The 15,450-nt window shown below is 70.4% G+C and carries 18 protein-coding genes; 8 read left to right on the plus strand and 10 right to left on the minus strand.

The genetic code is table 11. From position 1 onward, the window contains the following. Positions 1-702: MFS transporter (locus JWQ05_RS04625; RefSeq protein WP_299655191.1), on the minus strand; the 702-nt coding region annotated here is incomplete at its 3' end. 477 nt (positions 703-1,179) lie between these two features. On the opposite strand from JWQ05_RS04625, the gene JWQ05_RS04630 reads away from it, so the two are divergent. After that, complete coding sequence (locus JWQ05_RS04630; RefSeq protein ID WP_299655247.1) at positions 1,180-2,682, plus strand: exopolysaccharide biosynthesis polyprenyl glycosylphosphotransferase; 1,503 nt, start codon at positions 1,180-1,182, stop codon at positions 2,680-2,682. A gap of 1 nt (position 2,683) precedes the next feature. On the opposite strand, the gene JWQ05_RS04635 is transcribed toward JWQ05_RS04630, so the two are convergent. Beyond that, complete coding sequence (locus JWQ05_RS04635) at positions 2,684-3,172, minus strand: Fur family transcriptional regulator (RefSeq protein ID WP_299655194.1); 489 nt, start codon at positions 3,170-3,172, stop codon at positions 2,684-2,686. Positions 3,173-3,410: 238 nt separating this feature from the next. On the opposite strand from JWQ05_RS04635, the gene JWQ05_RS04640 reads away from it, so the two are divergent. Further along, a complete protein-coding gene (locus JWQ05_RS04640; RefSeq protein ID WP_299655197.1) occupies positions 3,411-4,256 on the plus strand; it encodes an ABC transporter ATP-binding protein in 846 nt (281 codons plus the stop codon). A gap of 38 nt (positions 4,257-4,294) precedes the next feature. Beyond that, entirely contained in the window at positions 4,295-5,119 is an 825-nt protein-coding gene (locus JWQ05_RS04645; protein WP_299655250.1) for a metal ABC transporter permease, read from the plus strand. Positions 5,120-5,132: 13 nt separating this feature from the next. On the opposite strand, the gene JWQ05_RS04650 is transcribed toward JWQ05_RS04645, so the two are convergent. Continuing rightward, positions 5,133-5,735 carry an exopolysaccharide biosynthesis protein gene (locus JWQ05_RS04650; RefSeq protein ID WP_299655200.1) on the minus strand — a complete coding sequence of 201 codons (603 nt, stop codon included), beginning with the start codon at positions 5,733-5,735 and terminating at the stop codon, positions 5,133-5,135. 371 nt (positions 5,736-6,106) lie between these two features. Here JWQ05_RS04650 and bcsS point away from each other — a divergent pair, with 371 nt between their 5' ends. After that, positions 6,107-6,799, plus strand: coding sequence for a cellulose biosynthesis protein BcsS (gene bcsS, locus JWQ05_RS04655; protein WP_299655203.1), 693 nt, complete (start codon positions 6,107-6,109; stop codon positions 6,797-6,799). On the opposite strand, the gene JWQ05_RS04660 is transcribed toward bcsS, so the two are convergent. Then, positions 6,777-8,414, minus strand: a complete 1,638-nt coding sequence (locus tag JWQ05_RS04660) for a cryptochrome/photolyase family protein (RefSeq protein ID WP_299655253.1) — start codon at positions 8,412-8,414, stop codon at positions 6,777-6,779. The two genes, bcsS and JWQ05_RS04660, sit on opposite strands and share 23 nt — an antisense overlap. Beyond that, a complete protein-coding gene (locus tag JWQ05_RS04665; RefSeq protein ID WP_299655206.1) occupies positions 8,411-9,145 on the minus strand; it encodes an SDR family oxidoreductase in 735 nt (244 codons plus the stop codon). Before JWQ05_RS04665 ends, JWQ05_RS04660 begins: the two co-directional genes overlap by 4 nt. 111 nt (positions 9,146-9,256) lie before the next feature. Here JWQ05_RS04665 and JWQ05_RS04670 point away from each other — a divergent pair, with 111 nt between their 5' ends. Together JWQ05_RS04670 and JWQ05_RS04675 are read left to right on the plus strand one after the other, a co-directional pair. Then, the gene (locus JWQ05_RS04670; RefSeq protein WP_299655209.1) at positions 9,257-10,123 is read left to right on the plus strand and encodes a formyltransferase family protein; all 867 of its coding nucleotides are present in this window, start codon (positions 9,257-9,259) and stop codon (positions 10,121-10,123) included. A gap of 63 nt (positions 10,124-10,186) precedes the next feature. Further along, on the plus strand, positions 10,187-10,360 hold the full coding sequence (locus tag JWQ05_RS04675) for a DUF2256 domain-containing protein (RefSeq protein WP_299655212.1): 174 nt from the start codon (positions 10,187-10,189) through the stop codon (positions 10,358-10,360). A gap of 3 nt (positions 10,361-10,363) precedes the next feature. Here the strand turns inward: JWQ05_RS04675 and JWQ05_RS04680 are convergent, their stop codons facing one another. The 4 genes from JWQ05_RS04680 to JWQ05_RS04695 are packed head-to-tail and all read right to left on the minus strand — an operon-like array spanning position 10,364 to position 13,000. Beyond that, complete coding sequence (locus tag JWQ05_RS04680) at positions 10,364-10,951, minus strand: nucleotidyltransferase family protein (RefSeq protein ID WP_299655215.1); 588 nt, start codon at positions 10,949-10,951, stop codon at positions 10,364-10,366. Further along, a complete protein-coding gene (locus JWQ05_RS04685; protein WP_299655218.1) occupies positions 10,944-11,969 on the minus strand; it encodes a molybdopterin-binding protein in 1,026 nt (341 codons plus the stop codon). Before JWQ05_RS04685 ends, JWQ05_RS04680 begins: the two co-directional genes overlap by 8 nt. Then, positions 11,966-12,667 carry an XdhC family protein gene (locus JWQ05_RS04690; RefSeq protein ID WP_299655221.1) on the minus strand — a complete coding sequence of 234 codons (702 nt, stop codon included), beginning with the start codon at positions 12,665-12,667 and terminating at the stop codon, positions 11,966-11,968. The genes JWQ05_RS04685 and JWQ05_RS04690 overlap by 4 nt, the downstream gene beginning before the upstream one ends. 9 nt (positions 12,668-12,676) lie before the next feature. Next, positions 12,677-13,000 carry an XdhC family protein gene (locus JWQ05_RS04695; RefSeq protein ID WP_299655224.1) on the minus strand — a complete coding sequence of 108 codons (324 nt, stop codon included), beginning with the start codon at positions 12,998-13,000 and terminating at the stop codon, positions 12,677-12,679. A gap of 188 nt (positions 13,001-13,188) precedes the next feature. Between JWQ05_RS04695 and JWQ05_RS04700 the strand changes: the two genes are divergently transcribed. After that, the gene (locus JWQ05_RS04700; RefSeq protein WP_299655227.1) at positions 13,189-14,319 is read left to right on the plus strand and encodes a branched-chain amino acid ABC transporter substrate-binding protein; all 1,131 of its coding nucleotides are present in this window, start codon (positions 13,189-13,191) and stop codon (positions 14,317-14,319) included. Between the two features lie 266 nt (positions 14,320-14,585). Then, the gene (infA, locus tag JWQ05_RS04705; RefSeq protein ID WP_056178999.1) at positions 14,586-14,858 is read left to right on the plus strand and encodes a translation initiation factor IF-1; all 273 of its coding nucleotides are present in this window, start codon (positions 14,586-14,588) and stop codon (positions 14,856-14,858) included. An 88-nt stretch (positions 14,859-14,946) separates the two neighbouring features. Here infA and JWQ05_RS04710 read toward each other — a convergent pair. Further along, the coding region (locus JWQ05_RS04710; RefSeq protein WP_299655245.1) for a DNA gyrase C-terminal beta-propeller domain-containing protein at positions 14,947-15,450 on the minus strand (504 nt) is incomplete at its 5' end.

The raw sequence follows: 15,450 nt of genomic DNA on the forward strand, positions 1-15,450 counted from the left end.
GAGGCCGGGCGCGGGGCGCGCCATCCCGGCGAGCCGGGCGCGGTACCAGCGTCCGACCTGAGCCAGCACCACGATGCCGCCCAGGGCCACCAGGGAGAACCAGGCCACGCTCGACTGCCCGTGCGGCACCACGATGAAGGCGGCGAGGAGCGGCCCCAGGGCGGTGCCGGCATTGCCGCCCACCTGGAACACCGATTGGGCCAGGCCGTAGCGCCCGCCGGAGGCGAGGCGCGCCATGCGGGAGGATTCCGGGTGGAACACCGCCGAGCCGAAACCGACGAGGCCGGCGGCCAGGAGCAGGAGACCGTAGGTCCAGGCCACCGAGAGCAGCAGGAGGCCGGCGAGCGAGGCCGCCATTCCGAACGCCAGGGAGAACGGCATCGGACGCCGGTCGGTGTAGAGCCCGACCACGGGCTGCAGCACGGACGCCGTGAGCTGAAAGACCAGGGTGATCAGCCCGATCTGCCCGAAATCGAGTCGGAAGCTCGCCTTCAGCAGGGGATAGATCGCCGGCAGCAGCGACTGCACGAGGTCGTTGAGCAGGTGCGAGAGACTGAGCGCCCCGAGGATCGCGTAGGCCGGCGCCTTCGCGGAGGTGCCGGGCCCGGCATTCTTCGGCCTCGGGGAAACCGGCAGGACGGGCAAGCGATCCGACCCGGGGGCGAGGGGTGCCGCAGGGGCCTGATCGAGGGTGCCTGACATCGGTCCTTCCCTGCCGCGCCGTTGCGGGCGCCATTGCGGGTCCACAGGTTTTTCGCGCGCCCCGGCGACCTCGCGAAGCGGTCTCGCGGGGAACCCGCAGCCGCCGCCTTTAGGAGCGAAATCCACCCGGCGCCAGTCCCGCGGCCTGTCCTCCGGCGCTCCGGCCGCGGGGTGCCCCGGTGCCGGGCCCTCGTCGCCGTTCAGTTAACGTTCCGTTGCGGCGCAATATCAATGCGCTTAGGGCACGCTTCAGCCTGAAGGGTCTGAAAGTGCTCTGTTCTCGAACAGGGCGCAAAAACTCACGCGCCCGTGAGGTCGCGTCTTGAAAATGTCCGGTGTTTCATCGGGCAGCATGGGCCTGATGTGTTGCGTGCTGGGGTCCGAACTTTGCGGATTGTCCCTCAGAAACCAAGTTTGGATCGCTTTCTGGTTCAACTTGGGACATTTTCCGCATCAGGACGGGACATGGCACTCCAGATGTTTCACGACCGCATCCCTGACGTCTTCGAAAAGCTTCCCGTTACTCGCTCGCGGCGTGACGTCTGGACGGCCCTGATGCCGCGCCGCCGGCGCGCCGCCGTCCGCGTGGGGATGTCGACGGCGACCGCTTTGGCCGACCTCGTCGCCATCCTGGGCGTCGCCGCCCTGGTCGATTTTGCCTATTACAGTGCCGTGCAGGGGGCGGTGCCGGCGGTGAGCACCAGCGGCAGCTTCGAGCTCTCGGCCCTCGTGGCGCTGTTCGTCCTGCTCACCAACCTCGTGCGCGAGGATTACGGCATCGAGACGATGCTCTCCGACCGGCCGCACCTGACGCGAGCGGCGACCGTCTGGGTCGGTGCCTGGGCCATCGTCCTGGTGATCGGCTTCGCCACGAAGACGACCCAGGATTTCTCGCGCATCGTCTCCCTCGGCTACTTCTTCGCCGGCCTGCCCGGCCTGCTCCTCGTGCGGGCCGGCATGCTGACCCTGGTGCGCAGGGCGGTGACGCCGACCTCCGCCTCGATCAACCGCATCCATCTCGTGGGCTACGAGGAGGACATCGCGCGCTTCTACGCCCACAACGACGCCGAGGCCCTGGGCCTGCGCGTGATCGGGACGAGCTACCTGCGCCGGATCGACCCGATGGGCGACGGAGAATCCCGCCGTACCCAGCTCTCGGAGGATCTCGATCTCGCCGTGTCCGTGGTGCGCTTCCTGCGCCCCGACGACGTCTTCATCCTGGTGCCGTGGTCGGAGGCCTCCGACATCGAGCGCTGCATCGACGCCTTCCTGCGGGTGCCGGCCGCCCTGCACCTGCGCCCCGGCTCGGTGATGGACCGCTTCCCCGACCTCAAGCTCGCCCGGGTCGGCCGCCTCTCCGGCATCAATATCGGCCGTCGTCCGCTGGGCGCCGGCGAGCTGTTCCTGAAGCGCAGCCTCGACCTGACCCTCGCCCTGGTGGCGCTGGTGCTGCTCGCCCCGCTCTTCCTCGCGGTAGCCGTGCTGATCAAGCTCGACAGCCCCGGCCCGGTCTTCTTCCGGCAGAAGCGCTACGGCTTCAACCAGCAGCCCTTCGGCGTGTACAAGTTCCGCAGCATGAAGAGCGAGACCAACGCGGTCTTCAAGCAGGCCACGCGCAACGACAGCCGCATCACCCCCATCGGCGCGATGCTGCGGCGCTCGAATATCGACGAGTTGCCCCAGCTCCTCAACGTGGTGCAGGGCGAGATGTCCCTGGTCGGGCCACGCCCGCACGCGCTTGCCCACGACCGCAGCTTCGAGAACCGCATCGCCCTCTATGCCCGCCGGCACAACGTGATGCCGGGCATCACCGGCTGGGCCCAGGTCAACGGCCTGCGCGGCGAGACCCTGACGGACCTCGACATGGAGCGCCGCGTCCAGCACGACCTGCACTACATCGACAACTGGTCGATCTGGTTCGACATCCAGATCATGGTCATGACCGTGTTCTCGCCGCGCGCCTACAAGAACGCCCGCTGAGTCACGCCTCGGCGGGCCGGCTCAGGCAGGCGCCGCACTCGCCCTCCACCTCGAGGATGCGGCTGATCGGCTTGAACCCGGCCTTCGCCAGGGTCCGCCCGAGCTGATCCTCGACCTCCGGTGCAGTCGTCTCGTCGATGGTGCCGCAGTTTCGGCAGATCAGGAAGACGAGCCCCGCCCCGTCCGTGTGCGAATGGCCGCAGGACACGAAGGCGTTGCGGCTGGCGATGCGGTGGACGAGCCCGTGCTCCGTGAGGAAATCGAGGGCCCGGTAGACCGAGACCGCCGCCACCCGCCGCCCCGGCGCGCTGAGCGCCTCGGCGATGTCGTAGGCGCCCATCGGCCGGGTCTGGCCCGCCACCGCCGCCAGCACCTCGCGGCGCAGGCGCGTGAACTGCAGGTCGCGCTCCCGGCACAGGCGCTCCGCCCGGGCGATGGCCGCCTGCGCCCCGCCGCAACCGTGGTCATGCGTCGCCGCATGGTCGTGCATGGTCTGCCCCGCGAACCCGGGCCGTTGAATTGCCCGAGTGTTACGATGTATCATCACTTCCATAAGCCGGCGCTTCCGTTCGGGCAAATGATCCCTCCGTGACCCGACCCCGGACCCGACACCCGCGCATGCCCGACGAGCCTCGTTCCTCGCTGTTCCAGGCCGGCGCCGCCCTCCGCTTCGCGGCCGCACTGGCCTTGAGCCTGTCGCTTTGCGCCGCCATCCTGTGGGCCGCCCGATGAGCCGCGAGCCCACCGGCGCCATCGTCCTGCGCGGCCTCACTCTCGGCTACGATCGCCATCCGGCGGTGCACCACCTCGACGGGACGATTCCTCCCGGCGCCCTCCTCGCCCTGGTGGGGCCCAACGGGGCCGGCAAGTCGACGCTGCTCAAGGGCATCGTCGGCGAGATCCCCTGCCTGGAGGGACGCATCGAGCGCTCCGGGCTGGCGGATGCCATCGCCTACCTGCCGCAGGCGGCCGAGATCGACCGCAGCTTCCCCTTGAGCGTCCTCGACCTCGTGGCGATGGGCCTGTGGCGCCGCCTCGGCCCCTGGCGCAGCGCCCGGCCGCACCGGCCGCTGCTGCGCGAGGCCCTCGCCGCGGTGGGTCTCGGCGGCTTCGAGGGCCGGCTGATCGGAACCCTCTCGGGCGGCCAGTTCCAGCGCGCCCTGTTCGCCCGCCTCATCGTCCAGGACGCCCGGGTGCTGCTCCTCGACGAACCCTTCACGGGTATCGACGGGCGGACCACCGCCGACCTCATCGCGCTCGTCCGGACCTGGCACGGACAGGGCCGCACCATCGTGGCCGCCCTGCACGACCTCGCCCAGGTCCGGAGCCACTTCCCGCAGACCCTGCTGCTCGCCCGCGAGGCGGTGGCCTGGGGGGCCACCGAGCGGGTGCTGACTCCCCACAACCTCACCCGCGCCCAGAACCTCTCGGAGGCCTGGGACGAGGATGCGGCGGTGTGCGCCCGCCACGGCGGCGCGGAGGGGCCTGTGACAGCGATCGGGCACGATCACGCGCAACACGATCATCCCCATGCGCCGGATGATGCAGCCCACGACCACGGACACGCCGCGTGATCGACCTCCTGTTCGGCCCCTTCATCGAGTTCGGATTCATGCGCCGGGCCCTGGTCGGCTGCCTCGCGCTCTCGCTCTCGGCGCCCCCCGTCGGGGTCTTCCTGATGCTGCGGCGCATGAGCCTGATGAGCGACGCCATGAGCCACGCGATCCTGCCGGGCGCCGCTGTCGGCTTCTTGGTGGCCGGGCTGTCGCTGCCCGCGATGACCCTGGGCGGACTGGCGGCCGGACTCGCCGTGGCGCTGATGGCGGGGTTCGTCACCCGCTCGACCGTGATCAAGGAGGATGCGAGTCTCGCTGCCTTCTACCTGATCTCGCTCGCGGGCGGCGTGCTGCTTGTGTCGCTGCGAGGATCGCAGATCGACCTCCTGCACATCCTATTCGGCAGCGTGCTGGCCCTCGACGATCCCGCCCTGTGGCTCCTCGGCGGCATCGCGACCGTCACCCTGTTCGGGCTGGCGGCGATCTACCGCCCCCTGGTGATGGAATGCGTCGATCCGCTGTTCCTGCGCACCGTCAGCCGCGCCGGCGGGCCGGTCCACTATGCCTTCCTCGGCCTCGTGGTGATGAACCTCGTGGGCGGATTCCAGGCGCTCGGCACCCTGCTGGCGGTCGGGCTGATGCTGCTGCCCGCCATCGCGGCTCGTTTCTGGGCCTCGGACCTGTCGGGCCTGATCCCGGTCTCGATGCTGATCGCCATGCTGTCGAGCGTGATCGGACTCGACGTCTCGTACCGGGCCGACGTGCCGACCGGACCGGCCATCGTGCTGGCTGCCGGCGGGCTCTACCTGATCTCGATGCTGGTCGGCCGCCGCGGCGGCCTCGTCCACCGCCTGTTCCGCGCCCGCCACCTCGAAGCCTGACGGCCGGACGCGGTCAGAGGTTGAACAGGCCCATGATGCCCGAGATGATGGCGTAGACGAAGCCGGCATTGAGGAGGACGCCCACTGCCCCGATGGCGAGGCCCCCGAGCACGACGACGCCGTCCCGCTCGACGAGACCCAGACCCACGAGGCAGATCGCCAGCCCAAGCGGGATCTGACCGACGATCGGGGCCGCCACGATCAGCGCGAGCGACAGCGTCAGCAGCAAGAGGCCGACGCCGCGCATGCCGAGGCCCGTTTCGAACAGGCTCATGCGGGGACGCGACCAATGCTCGAGGCGGCGCAGCAGGGGCACGGCACGGCCGGCCGCACGCTCCACATCCTTGCGGGCCACGGATCGGCGCAGCAGCGCGCGCGGCAGCCAGGGCGAGGACATCCCGGCCGTGATCTGAACGGCCACGAGCAGCAGCAGCAGACCGCAGACCAGAGGGATGGGCGGCGGCATCGGCAGGCAGTTCGGCAATCCGAGGATCACGATGAGGAGCGCGAAGGCGCGATCCTTCAGGACGGCGACGATGTCACCGACCGTCAGGCGCTCCCCCTCCTGCTCGGCGAGCACGGTGAGAACTTCGGAAGTTCTGGCAGCAGGTGACAAGAAAGCTCGGCCATTGGCGACTGTCCTGAGGCGGGCTGTAGCCGAGTTGGTCCCTCAGGCCAAGCGGCCCATCCGCACGCCCGGCTTGCATCGATCCGGGTCCGCCACCTGGATCACCTTCGACGAACCGATCACTCCGCCGACGCCACGTTCGCTTTCAGGTTGAAATCGCTCGGTGATAATTTCTCTGAGGTTCGGTCGTTGACTAAGACTGGCATAGTAGCGGCACAACCTGTCGATGAATCCACCTTCTCAGTATCGATGACTCAATCTCTGGTTGATTTTTCGATGTGCAATCCGAACACTCGCGGGCCTAGCCGGATCGGATTGGGCAGCGTGTGAGATTGGTCGAGGGGATAGTCCCCGAGAGGATGTCCTGGGCGGTTGCGATTGCGGGCCTGATCGGTCTGCTGGTACCGGCTCACGGCAACGAGGTCGGCACGACTTCGCCAGCCTCGATTCTCCTCTTCGGCAGCCTGGAGTCCAGCCCGTCCGTCTTCGTCACCACCGGCGCCAAGGTCGCCCTCGACCGGATCGATCGGGAGGGGTTCGTGGTGCTGGGAAGCGTCGGGGGCGGCCGCCGGCAGGAAGCCACCGTCATGCGGGAGACCGCGATCGGAGCCGTGGTGTTCGGCTACCAATGGTTTCCCGACTGGGGGGTCGTGGCCGCCTATGCGGGGCCGGAAGGCGCGCTGGAGGTGGTGTCGTCGGGCTGCGGCTGCGCCCACGTCCTTCCGCCCCGGTTCGGCCTTCGCCTGCACGGCGAGATCTGGGCCCGGCCGAGCGACGAAACCCTGCTCGCCGCCACCCTGATCCTGGGCACCGCCCGCACCAGCGCCTGGGGCCGGGTCGCCTGGGGATACCGCGTGTTGGGCGCCTATCTCGGACCCGAAACGTCGCTCTATCTCGACGAGACCGGCTACCAGAAATGGAATTTCGGGCTGCACGCCACGGATTTCGCCCTCGGCCGGTTCAGCCTGCGCGTCTCGGCGGGCCTGCAGCTCGCCAGCGAGCGGCGGGACACCAGCCCCTATGTCGGGCTCACCGTCTGGACGCCTTGGTAGGTTTGCCCGAATCCTTGCGAGTCCTGCCCGAGCGTCGAGGCGGCACCGGAAGGTCGAGGTGGCTTGGCGAAGCCGAAGGCCCCGTGCCGAGTCCATCGAGGAACCGGGTCGCCTCCGCCTGGATCTCGGTTCGCCGCTCCGGGTCCATGCGCGCGAGGTTCCGGTAGGGCATCGCCATGCGGGGATTGCCCGAGAGCCGGTCGGCGTGCGTGATCATGAAGTTCCAGTAGAGGTAGTTGAACGGGCAGGCCCCCGGCCCGGTCTTCTTCGCGACATCGTAGGCGCATGTCCGGCAGTAATCGGACATCCGGTTGATGTAGGCGCCCGACGCCGCATAGGGCTTCGACCCCATCACGCCGCCATCGGCCCAGAGCACCATGCCGTGGACGTTGGGCAATTCCACCCACTCGTAGGCATCGGCGTAGACGACGAGGTACCATTCCTCGACCTGGGCGGGGGCGAGACCCGCGAGCAGGGCGAAGTTGCCCGTCACCATCAGGCGCTGGATGTGGTGGGCGTAGGCGTTGGCCCGGGTGTCGGCGATGCACTGCGCCAAGCAGTTCATGTCGGTTTCGCCCGACCAGTAGAACCACGGAAGGTCGCGACTGGCTTCAAGCGCGTTCGAGGCCGCGTAGCCAGGCATCCTGGCCCAGTAGAGACCGCGCACGTATTCGCGCCAGCCCAGGATCTGACGGATGAAGCCCTCGACGCAATGGAGCGGCGCGGCACCATCCCGGTAGGCGCGCTCCGCCGCCCGGCAGACCTCGTCGGGTGTGAGCAGCCCGGCATTGAGCGCCGCCCCGATCAGTGCGTGGTACAGGAACGGGGCGCCGCTGCGCATGGCATCCTGGTAGTCGCCGAAGGACGGAAGCCCAACGGCGAGGAAGTGCTTGAAGGCCGCGAGCGCATCGGCGCGGGTGACGGGCCAGGCGAAGGCGTCGAGGTCGCCGAAATGGTCGCCGAATTCGGCCTGGACCAGGGCGAGGACCTCGTCCGTGATCGCATCCGGTGCAAAGCCCATCCGCTCCGGCGGCACGTGCCCCTTCGGCAGCGCCTTTCTGTTCTCGGGATCGAAATTCCACTGGCCGCCCGTGGGCTCCCCCCCGTCCATGAGGAGGCCCGTGCGCCGGCGCATGCCGCGATAGAACGTCTCCATGCGCAGAGCCCGGCGATCGCCGGCCCAGTCCGCGAACGCGGCGCGCGGGCAGAGGAAGCGGTTGTCGTCGCGGATGTCCACCGGCACCGCGCATGCGTCGCGCCACGCCTGCATCATCTCCCAGACCCGCCACTCGCCGGGCTCGGTGACGACGACGCGGGCCGGCTGATGCCGGGCGACGGCCCGCATCAACTCGTCCGTGAAGGTCCCCGTATTGCCGGGTGCGTCGAGGCGAACGTAGTCGACGGTGACGCCTTCGGCCTCCAGTTCGGCCGCGAAGTGGCGCATGGCCGAGAACAGGAAGGCGATCTTCTGCTTGTGGTGGCGGACATAGGTCGCCTCGGCCCGCACCTCGACCATCAGGACGACGTCGTTGTCCGGATCGAGGTCGGTCAGAGTCGCGATGCGGCGGGTGAGCTGGTCGCCGAGAAGGAAGCGGAGCGTGCGAATCGGGATCAGCCCTTGGTGCGCAGGGCCGAGCGGCCGCCATCGACCCCGATGACCTGGCCGGTGATCCAGCCCGCCTCGTCGGAAACGAGGAAGCTCGCGAGGCCCGCGATATCCTCCGGCGTTCCGAGCCGCTGGAGCGCGTGCATCGCGGCGATGCCGGAAGCCAGGGTGTCGCTCGCGGTGATCGCGGCGGCGAGCGGCGTCCGGGTCAGGGACGGCGCCACCACGTTGACGCGCACCTGTGGGCTGAGTTCGGCGGCCAGGGACAGGGCCAAGCCCTCCACCGCACCCTTGGCCATGGCCACGGATGCGTGGTTGGCGAAGCCCTGCGCCACTGCCACGGTCGAGAACAGGACGACGCCGGAGCCTGCTTCCCCCGCGCCGGCCTTCAGGGCGCGGGCCGCCGCCTGGATCGCCAGGAATGCGCCCAAGGCGTTGATGCGGAAGTCGGTCTCGGCGTCCTCGACCGTGAGCTTGGCCAGCGGCCGCAGGTTGATGGTCCCGACCGCGTAGACGAGCCCGGCGACGGCATCCCCCGCCCCGGCGGTCACCTGCGTGAAGAAGCCGGGATCGCGGACATCCCCGGCGGTGAATGTGGTCTCGCCGAGTTCGGACGCCAGAGCCTCGAGCCGCCCCGCGTCGCGGGCCGCCAGATGCAGGCCATAGCCCCGCTGCCGCAGGGCGCGGGCCGTCGCCGCACCGATGCCGCCCGTTCCGCCATAGACGATGACCCGCTTCATGCCCGCTCCCAATCCGCTCGCGATCGACTAAGTAAGGCGCGGGTCGATGTCGGGGAGCCGTCGGCGCACGGGTTCCCCGATCCGTGGCGTCGCAGGCCGGTCAGGAGCGTCATGAAGTTCGCCTTTGCGGGAATCGACTTCCTCGGCGGCGTGTTCGAGGCCCTGGTCTCCGCGGGCTGGACGCCGATCAAGCTGTTCACCCGGCCCTGCGACGGCCTCTACGATCACAACGAGGCCGTGGTCGCGAGTGCGCGCTCGCACCGCGTGCCGATGCAGATCTCACGCCTGAAACCGCCGGATCTGGATGCCTTGGCGGAGGCCCACGGCACGGATTGGGCCCTGGTCGTGGCTGGCTATCCCTGGCTCGTGCGGGGCTGGCGCGGGAGGGCGGCCTACGGCGTCAATTTCCACCCCTCGCCCCTGCCCATGGGACGGGGCCCCTACCCGCTCTTCAAGGCGATCAGCGACGCAGAGGCCGAATGGGGGGTCACCGCCCACGTCCTGGCCGAGGAGGGGTTCGACACCGGCGACATCCTGGCCCAGGAGCGCTTCCCGCTCTCGCCCCTCGAGACGCACGAGACCCTGCTGGCCAAGTGCCAGATGGCCGCGCGCCGCCTCAGTGCGGGCCCGATCGCGCGCACGCTGCCGGCGCTGTGGAAGGCGGCGACGCCGCAGGGCGCAGGCTCCTACTGGCCCCGGGTGACGGATGCGGATCGCACCCTCGATTTCCGCTCCGAGGTCGAGGCCATCCTGCGCCGGGTCCGGGCCTTCGGCACCATCGAGACGCTGGCGCGGGTGGGCGAGACCCGGGTCTTCGTCGCGCAGGCGGAAGGCTGGCGCGAGGCGCACCGGCACTCGCCCGGCACCATCGTGCACCGCTACCGCCGCCACATCGTCATCGCGGCCCGGGACGGCTACATCCAGCTCAACCGCTGGAGCCCGGTGCCCGCGACGGAGATCGGGCATCTGGGGCGGTAGGGTCGGATCGAAGCGCCAGCCCGGATCGTTCGTGCTGGCGCACGCAGTATGGATGCTCCCATCATGGCGCGGATGCGCAAGAAGGCCGACCTGCCGACCAAGATCTGCGCCCAGTGCGGCAAGCCGTTCGCCTGGCGCAAGAAGTGGGAGCGTGTCTGGGACGAGGTCCGGTACTGCTCCGACCGGTGCCGGGCGGAATCCAAGCGCGGCGCGTCGAAGGCCGCACCGGGAGACTGAGGCTCATCCCAGCGCGAACAGGCCGGCCGGCGTGTCGACATCCAGCGTCACACCGGCATCCATGGGGATTTCGAGCACATCGCCGCGGCCGGCGAGGAGGCGTCCGGCGCCCTGGTCGCCGCTGAGGCCCGCGAGGCTCTGCGCGAGCAGCGCGCGGTTGAGGAGGACGGGATTGCCGCGCTGGCCGCCATGGACCGGAACGACCGCCGATGGGGCCGGGTCCACCAAGCGGAAGGCGTCGGCGAGACCGGTGAGGTGCCCCGGGGTCACGCGGGGCATGTCGCCGAGGAGCACGAGGACGCCCGGCACCCGATCCGGCAGGGCCGCGAGTCCGGCCAGCAGCGAGGTCGAGAGGCCCATCGCGTAGGACGGGTTCGTGACACGCACGAGGTCGAGATCTTTGAGGGCGGTCCCGACCGCATCGGCATGGGCACCGAGTACCGCCACCACCGGCCCGAGGCGCGCGCCGAGGGCGGCCTCCGCCGCATGGCGCACGAGGGGCTTGCCCTTCCAGGGCTGCAACAACTTCGGGGCTTCGCCGAACCGGCTGCCGCGCCCCGCCGCGAGGAGGACGAGACCGAATTCAGGCATCGTCGTCGGCCGGATGCCCGCCGGAGCGGGGCTGGGGCCGCGAGACGATCTCCATCAGGAGCCCACCGACGCCCAAGGCGACGATGTCGGTGCGGGTCACGCAGAGCCCCGCGAGGAGGCGGTGCAGGACCCAGTCGAACCCGTTCTCCTTCGGGGATCGCGCGCAGCCCGGCGCGCCGATCACGGGCACGTCCGCGACCGACCCGACGAGCAGGAGATTGCCCGGATCGACCGGCATGCCGAGATGCTCGACCTGCCCGCCGGCCGCCTCGATCGCGGTGGGGATCACGTCGCGCCGGTCGGCGATGGCCGAGGCACCGAACACCACCACGAGTTCGGCGCGGTCCTCGTTCACCGCGGCGCGGATCGCCGCCGCGACGTCCCCGGCGCGATGGGCCACGCGGGCATCGGTGACGAGTTCCGCGCCCGTCGGCGCGAGGCGATGGCGCAGGTTGGCCAAGGTCTTGTCGATGGTCGCGGGCTTGAGGCCCGGCAGCAGCGTCGAGACGACCCCGACCCGGGTCAGGCGGTAGGGCGCGACGGTGAGAGCCGGTTCCGGCGCGGCGCGGCAGGCCCGCGCCAGGGCCTCGCCCGAGACCGCGTAGGGAATGATCTTGACCGTGGCGACCATCTCGCCGGCCACCACCGGCTTGTAGGGAGCAAGGGTCGCCACCGTGATCGCCTCGTCGACGCCGTTGACCGCGTCGATGGCCGCGCGGTCGATCCGCAGGAGTCCGGCCGTTGCCGCGTGGAGATTGCAGCGCCCCGTGAAGGGTGGCTCGCGGCTGAGATGGGGGCCGGCGAGATGCGCGGCGAGGCGTTCGGCCGCCGCATCTTCCGAGACATCACCGGGCTCGAGGGTGACGGCGACGAGCTCGGACAGTCCCGCCGCGTCGAGGCGCAGGGCATCCTCCGCGAGGATCACCCGTCCCTTCTTCAGGATCACGTCATGCGCCCGCACGGTGTGCGCGGCGATGAGGCCGGCGGCGTCCCGGGTCGGCACGGCGCCGAACTTCACGGGCCGACCCCGGCGCGGGGCGCGCGCAGCGCGGCGACGATCTGACCGAGGATCGAGACCGCGATCTCGGCCGGGCTGACCGCGCCGATGTTCAGGCCGATCGGCGCGGCGATCCGGCCGATCTCGGATTCGGAGAAGCCGGATTCCGTCAGCCGCGCGACGCGGGCCGCGTGGGTTTTGCGCGAGCCGAGGGCGCCGACATAGAAGCACTCCGCCTTCAGCGCGGCGACCAGGGCGGGATCGTCGATCTTCGGGTCATGGGTCAGGGCCGCCACCGCGCAGTAGCGGTCGAGGGGCGCCACCGCCCCCGCGAACGCGTCGTCCGGCCACTGCGCCACCAGATCGATGCCGGGGAAGCGCTCCGGCGTGGCGAACGCGGTGCGCGGATCGATGACGCTGACCGAGAGGTCGAGGGCGAGCGCCATCGGGCAAAGGGCCTGGCTGATATGAACGGCGCCGATCACCACGAGGCGTATCGGCGGAGCCTGCACGGTGAGGAAGAGGGAACGGCCCTCGGCGCTGACGAGGCCGCTCTTGCCCGAGGCGAGGTGACGGGCGAGCAAGTCGCTTAAAGGATCGGCAGCGATCTCGGCCTCGCGCACGACGCGCTGGGCGCCGCCGTCGAGGTCGGTCACCAGGATCGCGGCGCGGCGCGCGGCGCGCTCGGCATTGAGGATCGCCAGGGTCTCGATCTGCATGCCGGCGCCTCAGGTCACGGGCTCGACGAAGACGCGGATCCGCCCGCCGCAGGACAGGCCGACCCGCCACGCGGTCTCGTCGGCGACGCCGAACTCGATCACGCGCGGATGCCCGTCGGCGATCGCCTCGACGCCTTCCGTGATCACGGCGCCCTCGACGCAGCCGCCCGAGACCGAACCGAGGAAATTGCCTTCGCCATCCACCACGAGGTGGCTCCCCACGGGCCGAGGCGCCGAGCCCCAGGTCTCGATGACGGTGGCGAGGGCGACGCCGCGCCCCTCACGCCGCCAGGTCTCGGCGGCGGCGAGGATATCGTTGTCGGTTGAAAGCATGGGTCGAACGACCTCCGGATGCGCCTGACGGCCCGCGACCTTGCAGGTGCCTGCCTCCGACAAGGAGGTAAGCGCCCGCGCATCCGGGACAATGCGGCATCGCCCATGGCGGCGCCAGGGCGTGACTTCCCGCACCGACCGGCTGGCCCTATCCTGGGCGCCCCCGCCCGAGGCTCGCTGGAATCACTATGACGACTGCTCTCCGCGGTTCGGCCCTCGTCCTCGCCGCCTGGCTCAGCGCCGGCGCCGCCGAGGCACAGGTGCGGATCGGGCTCTCGGCGCCGCTCACCGGACCGGATGCGGCCTTCGGCCAGGGCCTGCGCTTCGGGGCCGAGCAGGCGGTGGCCGATCTGAACCGGGCGGGCGGGGTCAACGGCCAGCGCCTCGTCCTCGTGGTGGCGGACGATGCCGGCGACGGCAAGCAGGGGCTGGCGGTGGCCAAGCGCTTCGCGGCCGAGCGCGTCGGGCTCGTGGTCGGCCCTTTCAACGCCGCCGTGGCGGGCCTCGTGCTGCCGGCCTACGAGGAGGCGGGCATCGTCTCGGTCTTGCCGGCGAGCGGCTTCGCGGGCCTGACGGGCAAGGGCCTCTGGAACGTCTTTCGCGCGGTTCCGAGCGATTTCGAGCAGGGCGCGCGGGCCGGCGCCTACCTCGCCGACCGGCATGCCGGACAGCGCATCGGCCTCGTGCACGACAAGAGCCCGTTCGGGCGCGGCCTCGCGGAGGATGTCGCTCGAGCCCTGAAGGCGAAGGGGCAGACGGAGGCCGCCTTCGAGACCCTGGCGCGGGGCGAGCGCGATGCTTCGGCGCTCGCGCTCCGGCTGAAGCGGGCGCGGGTCGACGTCGTCTATTTCGGCGGGCTCGCCCCCGAGGCGGCGGTGCTCCTGCGCGGCCTGCGGGAGGCGGGGATGAGCGTGCCGCTGGTCGGCAGCGACGGACTCCTCGACCCGGCCTTTCCGCAGGCGGCGGGCCTTGCGGCGGAGGGCACCGTGATGACCCTGTCGCCCGAGCCGCGCCGGCTGCCCGAGGCGAAGGGCGCGAAGTTACCCCGTACGCCGGAGGCCGATTCGGTGGCCGCCCAGGCCTATGCGGCGGTGGAGGTCCTGCGCCAGGGCGTCGAGGGCGCCAGATCGGCGGACGGCAAGGCGGTCGCGGGCTTCCTGCATCAGGGCCGTCCGGTCCGCGCGCTGCTCGGCGACCTCGCCTTCGACGCGAAGGGCGACCTCAAACCCGATCCGCGCCGCCCCGCCATCCTGCTGCAGGTCTGGAAGCGGACCCCGGACGGGCGGCTCGATTATGCGGGCAACGACGTCGCGCCTTGATCGCAGAGGTGCGGCGAAGCGATGACGCCGTCCGGATGCGACGGAAACCTGTGTGGACCAGAACTTCGCAGCGCTTGTCCCGGGCTCGTCGTCCGTCCATCCCGGGAAATGCTTGCGTCCGGCGGGCATGAACATTATGTCGAGGCGACGCTCGCCGGTGTTGCGCATCCGATGGGATCGGACCCGCCGCCCGCCGCGTTTTGCCGAACGGCTTCGTTTTGTGTCCCGGGTCGCCCCTTTTCAGGCCGTCCGGCTGGAGAGTGTGGATGGCGAAAGAAGAGTTGATGCAGTTCGACGGTCTCGTGATCGAGATCCTGCCGGACGCGCGCTACCGCGTACAGCTCGACCAGGGCCACGAGATCGTGGCCTATACGGCCGGCAAGATGAAGAAGAACCGCATCAAGACCCTGGCTGGCGACCGCGTCACCGTCGAGATGTCGCCCTACGATCTGGAGAAGGGTCGCCTCGTGTTCCGGCACAAGGACGAGCGCTCGTCCGGACCGCGCCCGCCGATGCGCGGCCAGTTCCGCCGCCGCTGAGGTTCCCGACGCCGCGCGCCAGCGCGGCGCGCGACGGTCGATCCACCACGATGCCCGCTTCGGCGGGCATTGTCGTTTGCGCCTGCGCCTACTTCCCGAAACGCTCGAACTTCGGGAAACTCCGCGTCATCAGGCTGCCGGCGTCGGAGCGGTGGCCCATCCACTTTTCCAGGATGCCGGCATTGGCGAGGCGCGCCTCGCCGCCGGTCTCGCGCCAGGGCAGGCCCTCCGCCAGGGTGAAGACGCAGGCATCCGTCAGGGACGTCTGGCGGCAGCGCTGCAGGCGCACGCCCTTGCCGCGCACCATCTCGGGCAGTTCGGACACGGGGAAGACCAGCATCAGCCGGTCGGCGCTGCACACGGCGACGTGGTCCCCGGCCGCCGGCACCAGCAGGATCGCGGTGGCCGGCTCGTCGAGGCCCATGACGCCCTTGCCCTTGCGGGTGTTGGCGACGAGGGCGTCGGCGGGCGCCAGGAAGCCGCGTCCGTCGGAGGCCGCCACGAGCAGCTTCGCGCCCGGCTGGTAGGGCACGGCCGCGACGATCTCGGTGCCGTCGTCGAAATCGACCATCAGGCGGATCGGGTCGCCGAA

It is taken from the genome of Methylobacterium sp., from assembly GCF_028290105.1.
Classification (GTDB): domain Bacteria; phylum Pseudomonadota; class Alphaproteobacteria; order Rhizobiales; family Beijerinckiaceae; genus Methylobacterium.

Excerpts from the sequence above, each read along its gene's own strand:
- JWQ05_RS04630 (WP_299655247.1), top strand. The coding sequence starts at position 1,180 with ATGTTTCACGACCGCATCCCTGACGTCTTCGAAAAGCTTCCCGTTACT.
- JWQ05_RS04635 (WP_299655194.1), bottom strand. The coding sequence starts at position 3,172 with ATGCACGACCATGCGGCGACGCATGACCACGGTTGCGGCGGGGCGCAG.
- JWQ05_RS04640 (WP_299655197.1), top strand. The coding sequence starts at position 3,411 with ATGAGCCGCGAGCCCACCGGCGCCATCGTCCTGCGCGGCCTCACTCTC.
- JWQ05_RS04645 (WP_299655250.1), top strand. The coding sequence starts at position 4,295 with ATGCGCCGGGCCCTGGTCGGCTGCCTCGCGCTCTCGCTCTCGGCGCCC.
- bcsS (WP_299655203.1), top strand. The coding sequence starts at position 6,107 with ATGTCCTGGGCGGTTGCGATTGCGGGCCTGATCGGTCTGCTGGTACCG.
- JWQ05_RS04665 (WP_299655206.1), bottom strand. The coding sequence starts at position 9,145 with ATGAAGCGGGTCATCGTCTATGGCGGAACGGGCGGCATCGGTGCGGCG.
- JWQ05_RS04670 (WP_299655209.1), top strand. The coding sequence starts at position 9,257 with ATGAAGTTCGCCTTTGCGGGAATCGACTTCCTCGGCGGCGTGTTCGAG.
- JWQ05_RS04675 (WP_299655212.1), top strand. The coding sequence starts at position 10,187 with ATGGCGCGGATGCGCAAGAAGGCCGACCTGCCGACCAAGATCTGCGCC.
- JWQ05_RS04680 (WP_299655215.1), bottom strand. The coding sequence starts at position 10,951 with ATGCCTGAATTCGGTCTCGTCCTCCTCGCGGCGGGGCGCGGCAGCCGG.
- JWQ05_RS04690 (WP_299655221.1), bottom strand. The coding sequence starts at position 12,667 with ATGCAGATCGAGACCCTGGCGATCCTCAATGCCGAGCGCGCCGCGCGC.
- JWQ05_RS04695 (WP_299655224.1), bottom strand. The coding sequence starts at position 13,000 with ATGCTTTCAACCGACAACGATATCCTCGCCGCCGCCGAGACCTGGCGG.
- JWQ05_RS04700 (WP_299655227.1), top strand. The coding sequence starts at position 13,189 with ATGACGACTGCTCTCCGCGGTTCGGCCCTCGTCCTCGCCGCCTGGCTC.
- infA (WP_056178999.1), top strand. The coding sequence starts at position 14,586 with ATGGCGAAAGAAGAGTTGATGCAGTTCGACGGTCTCGTGATCGAGATC.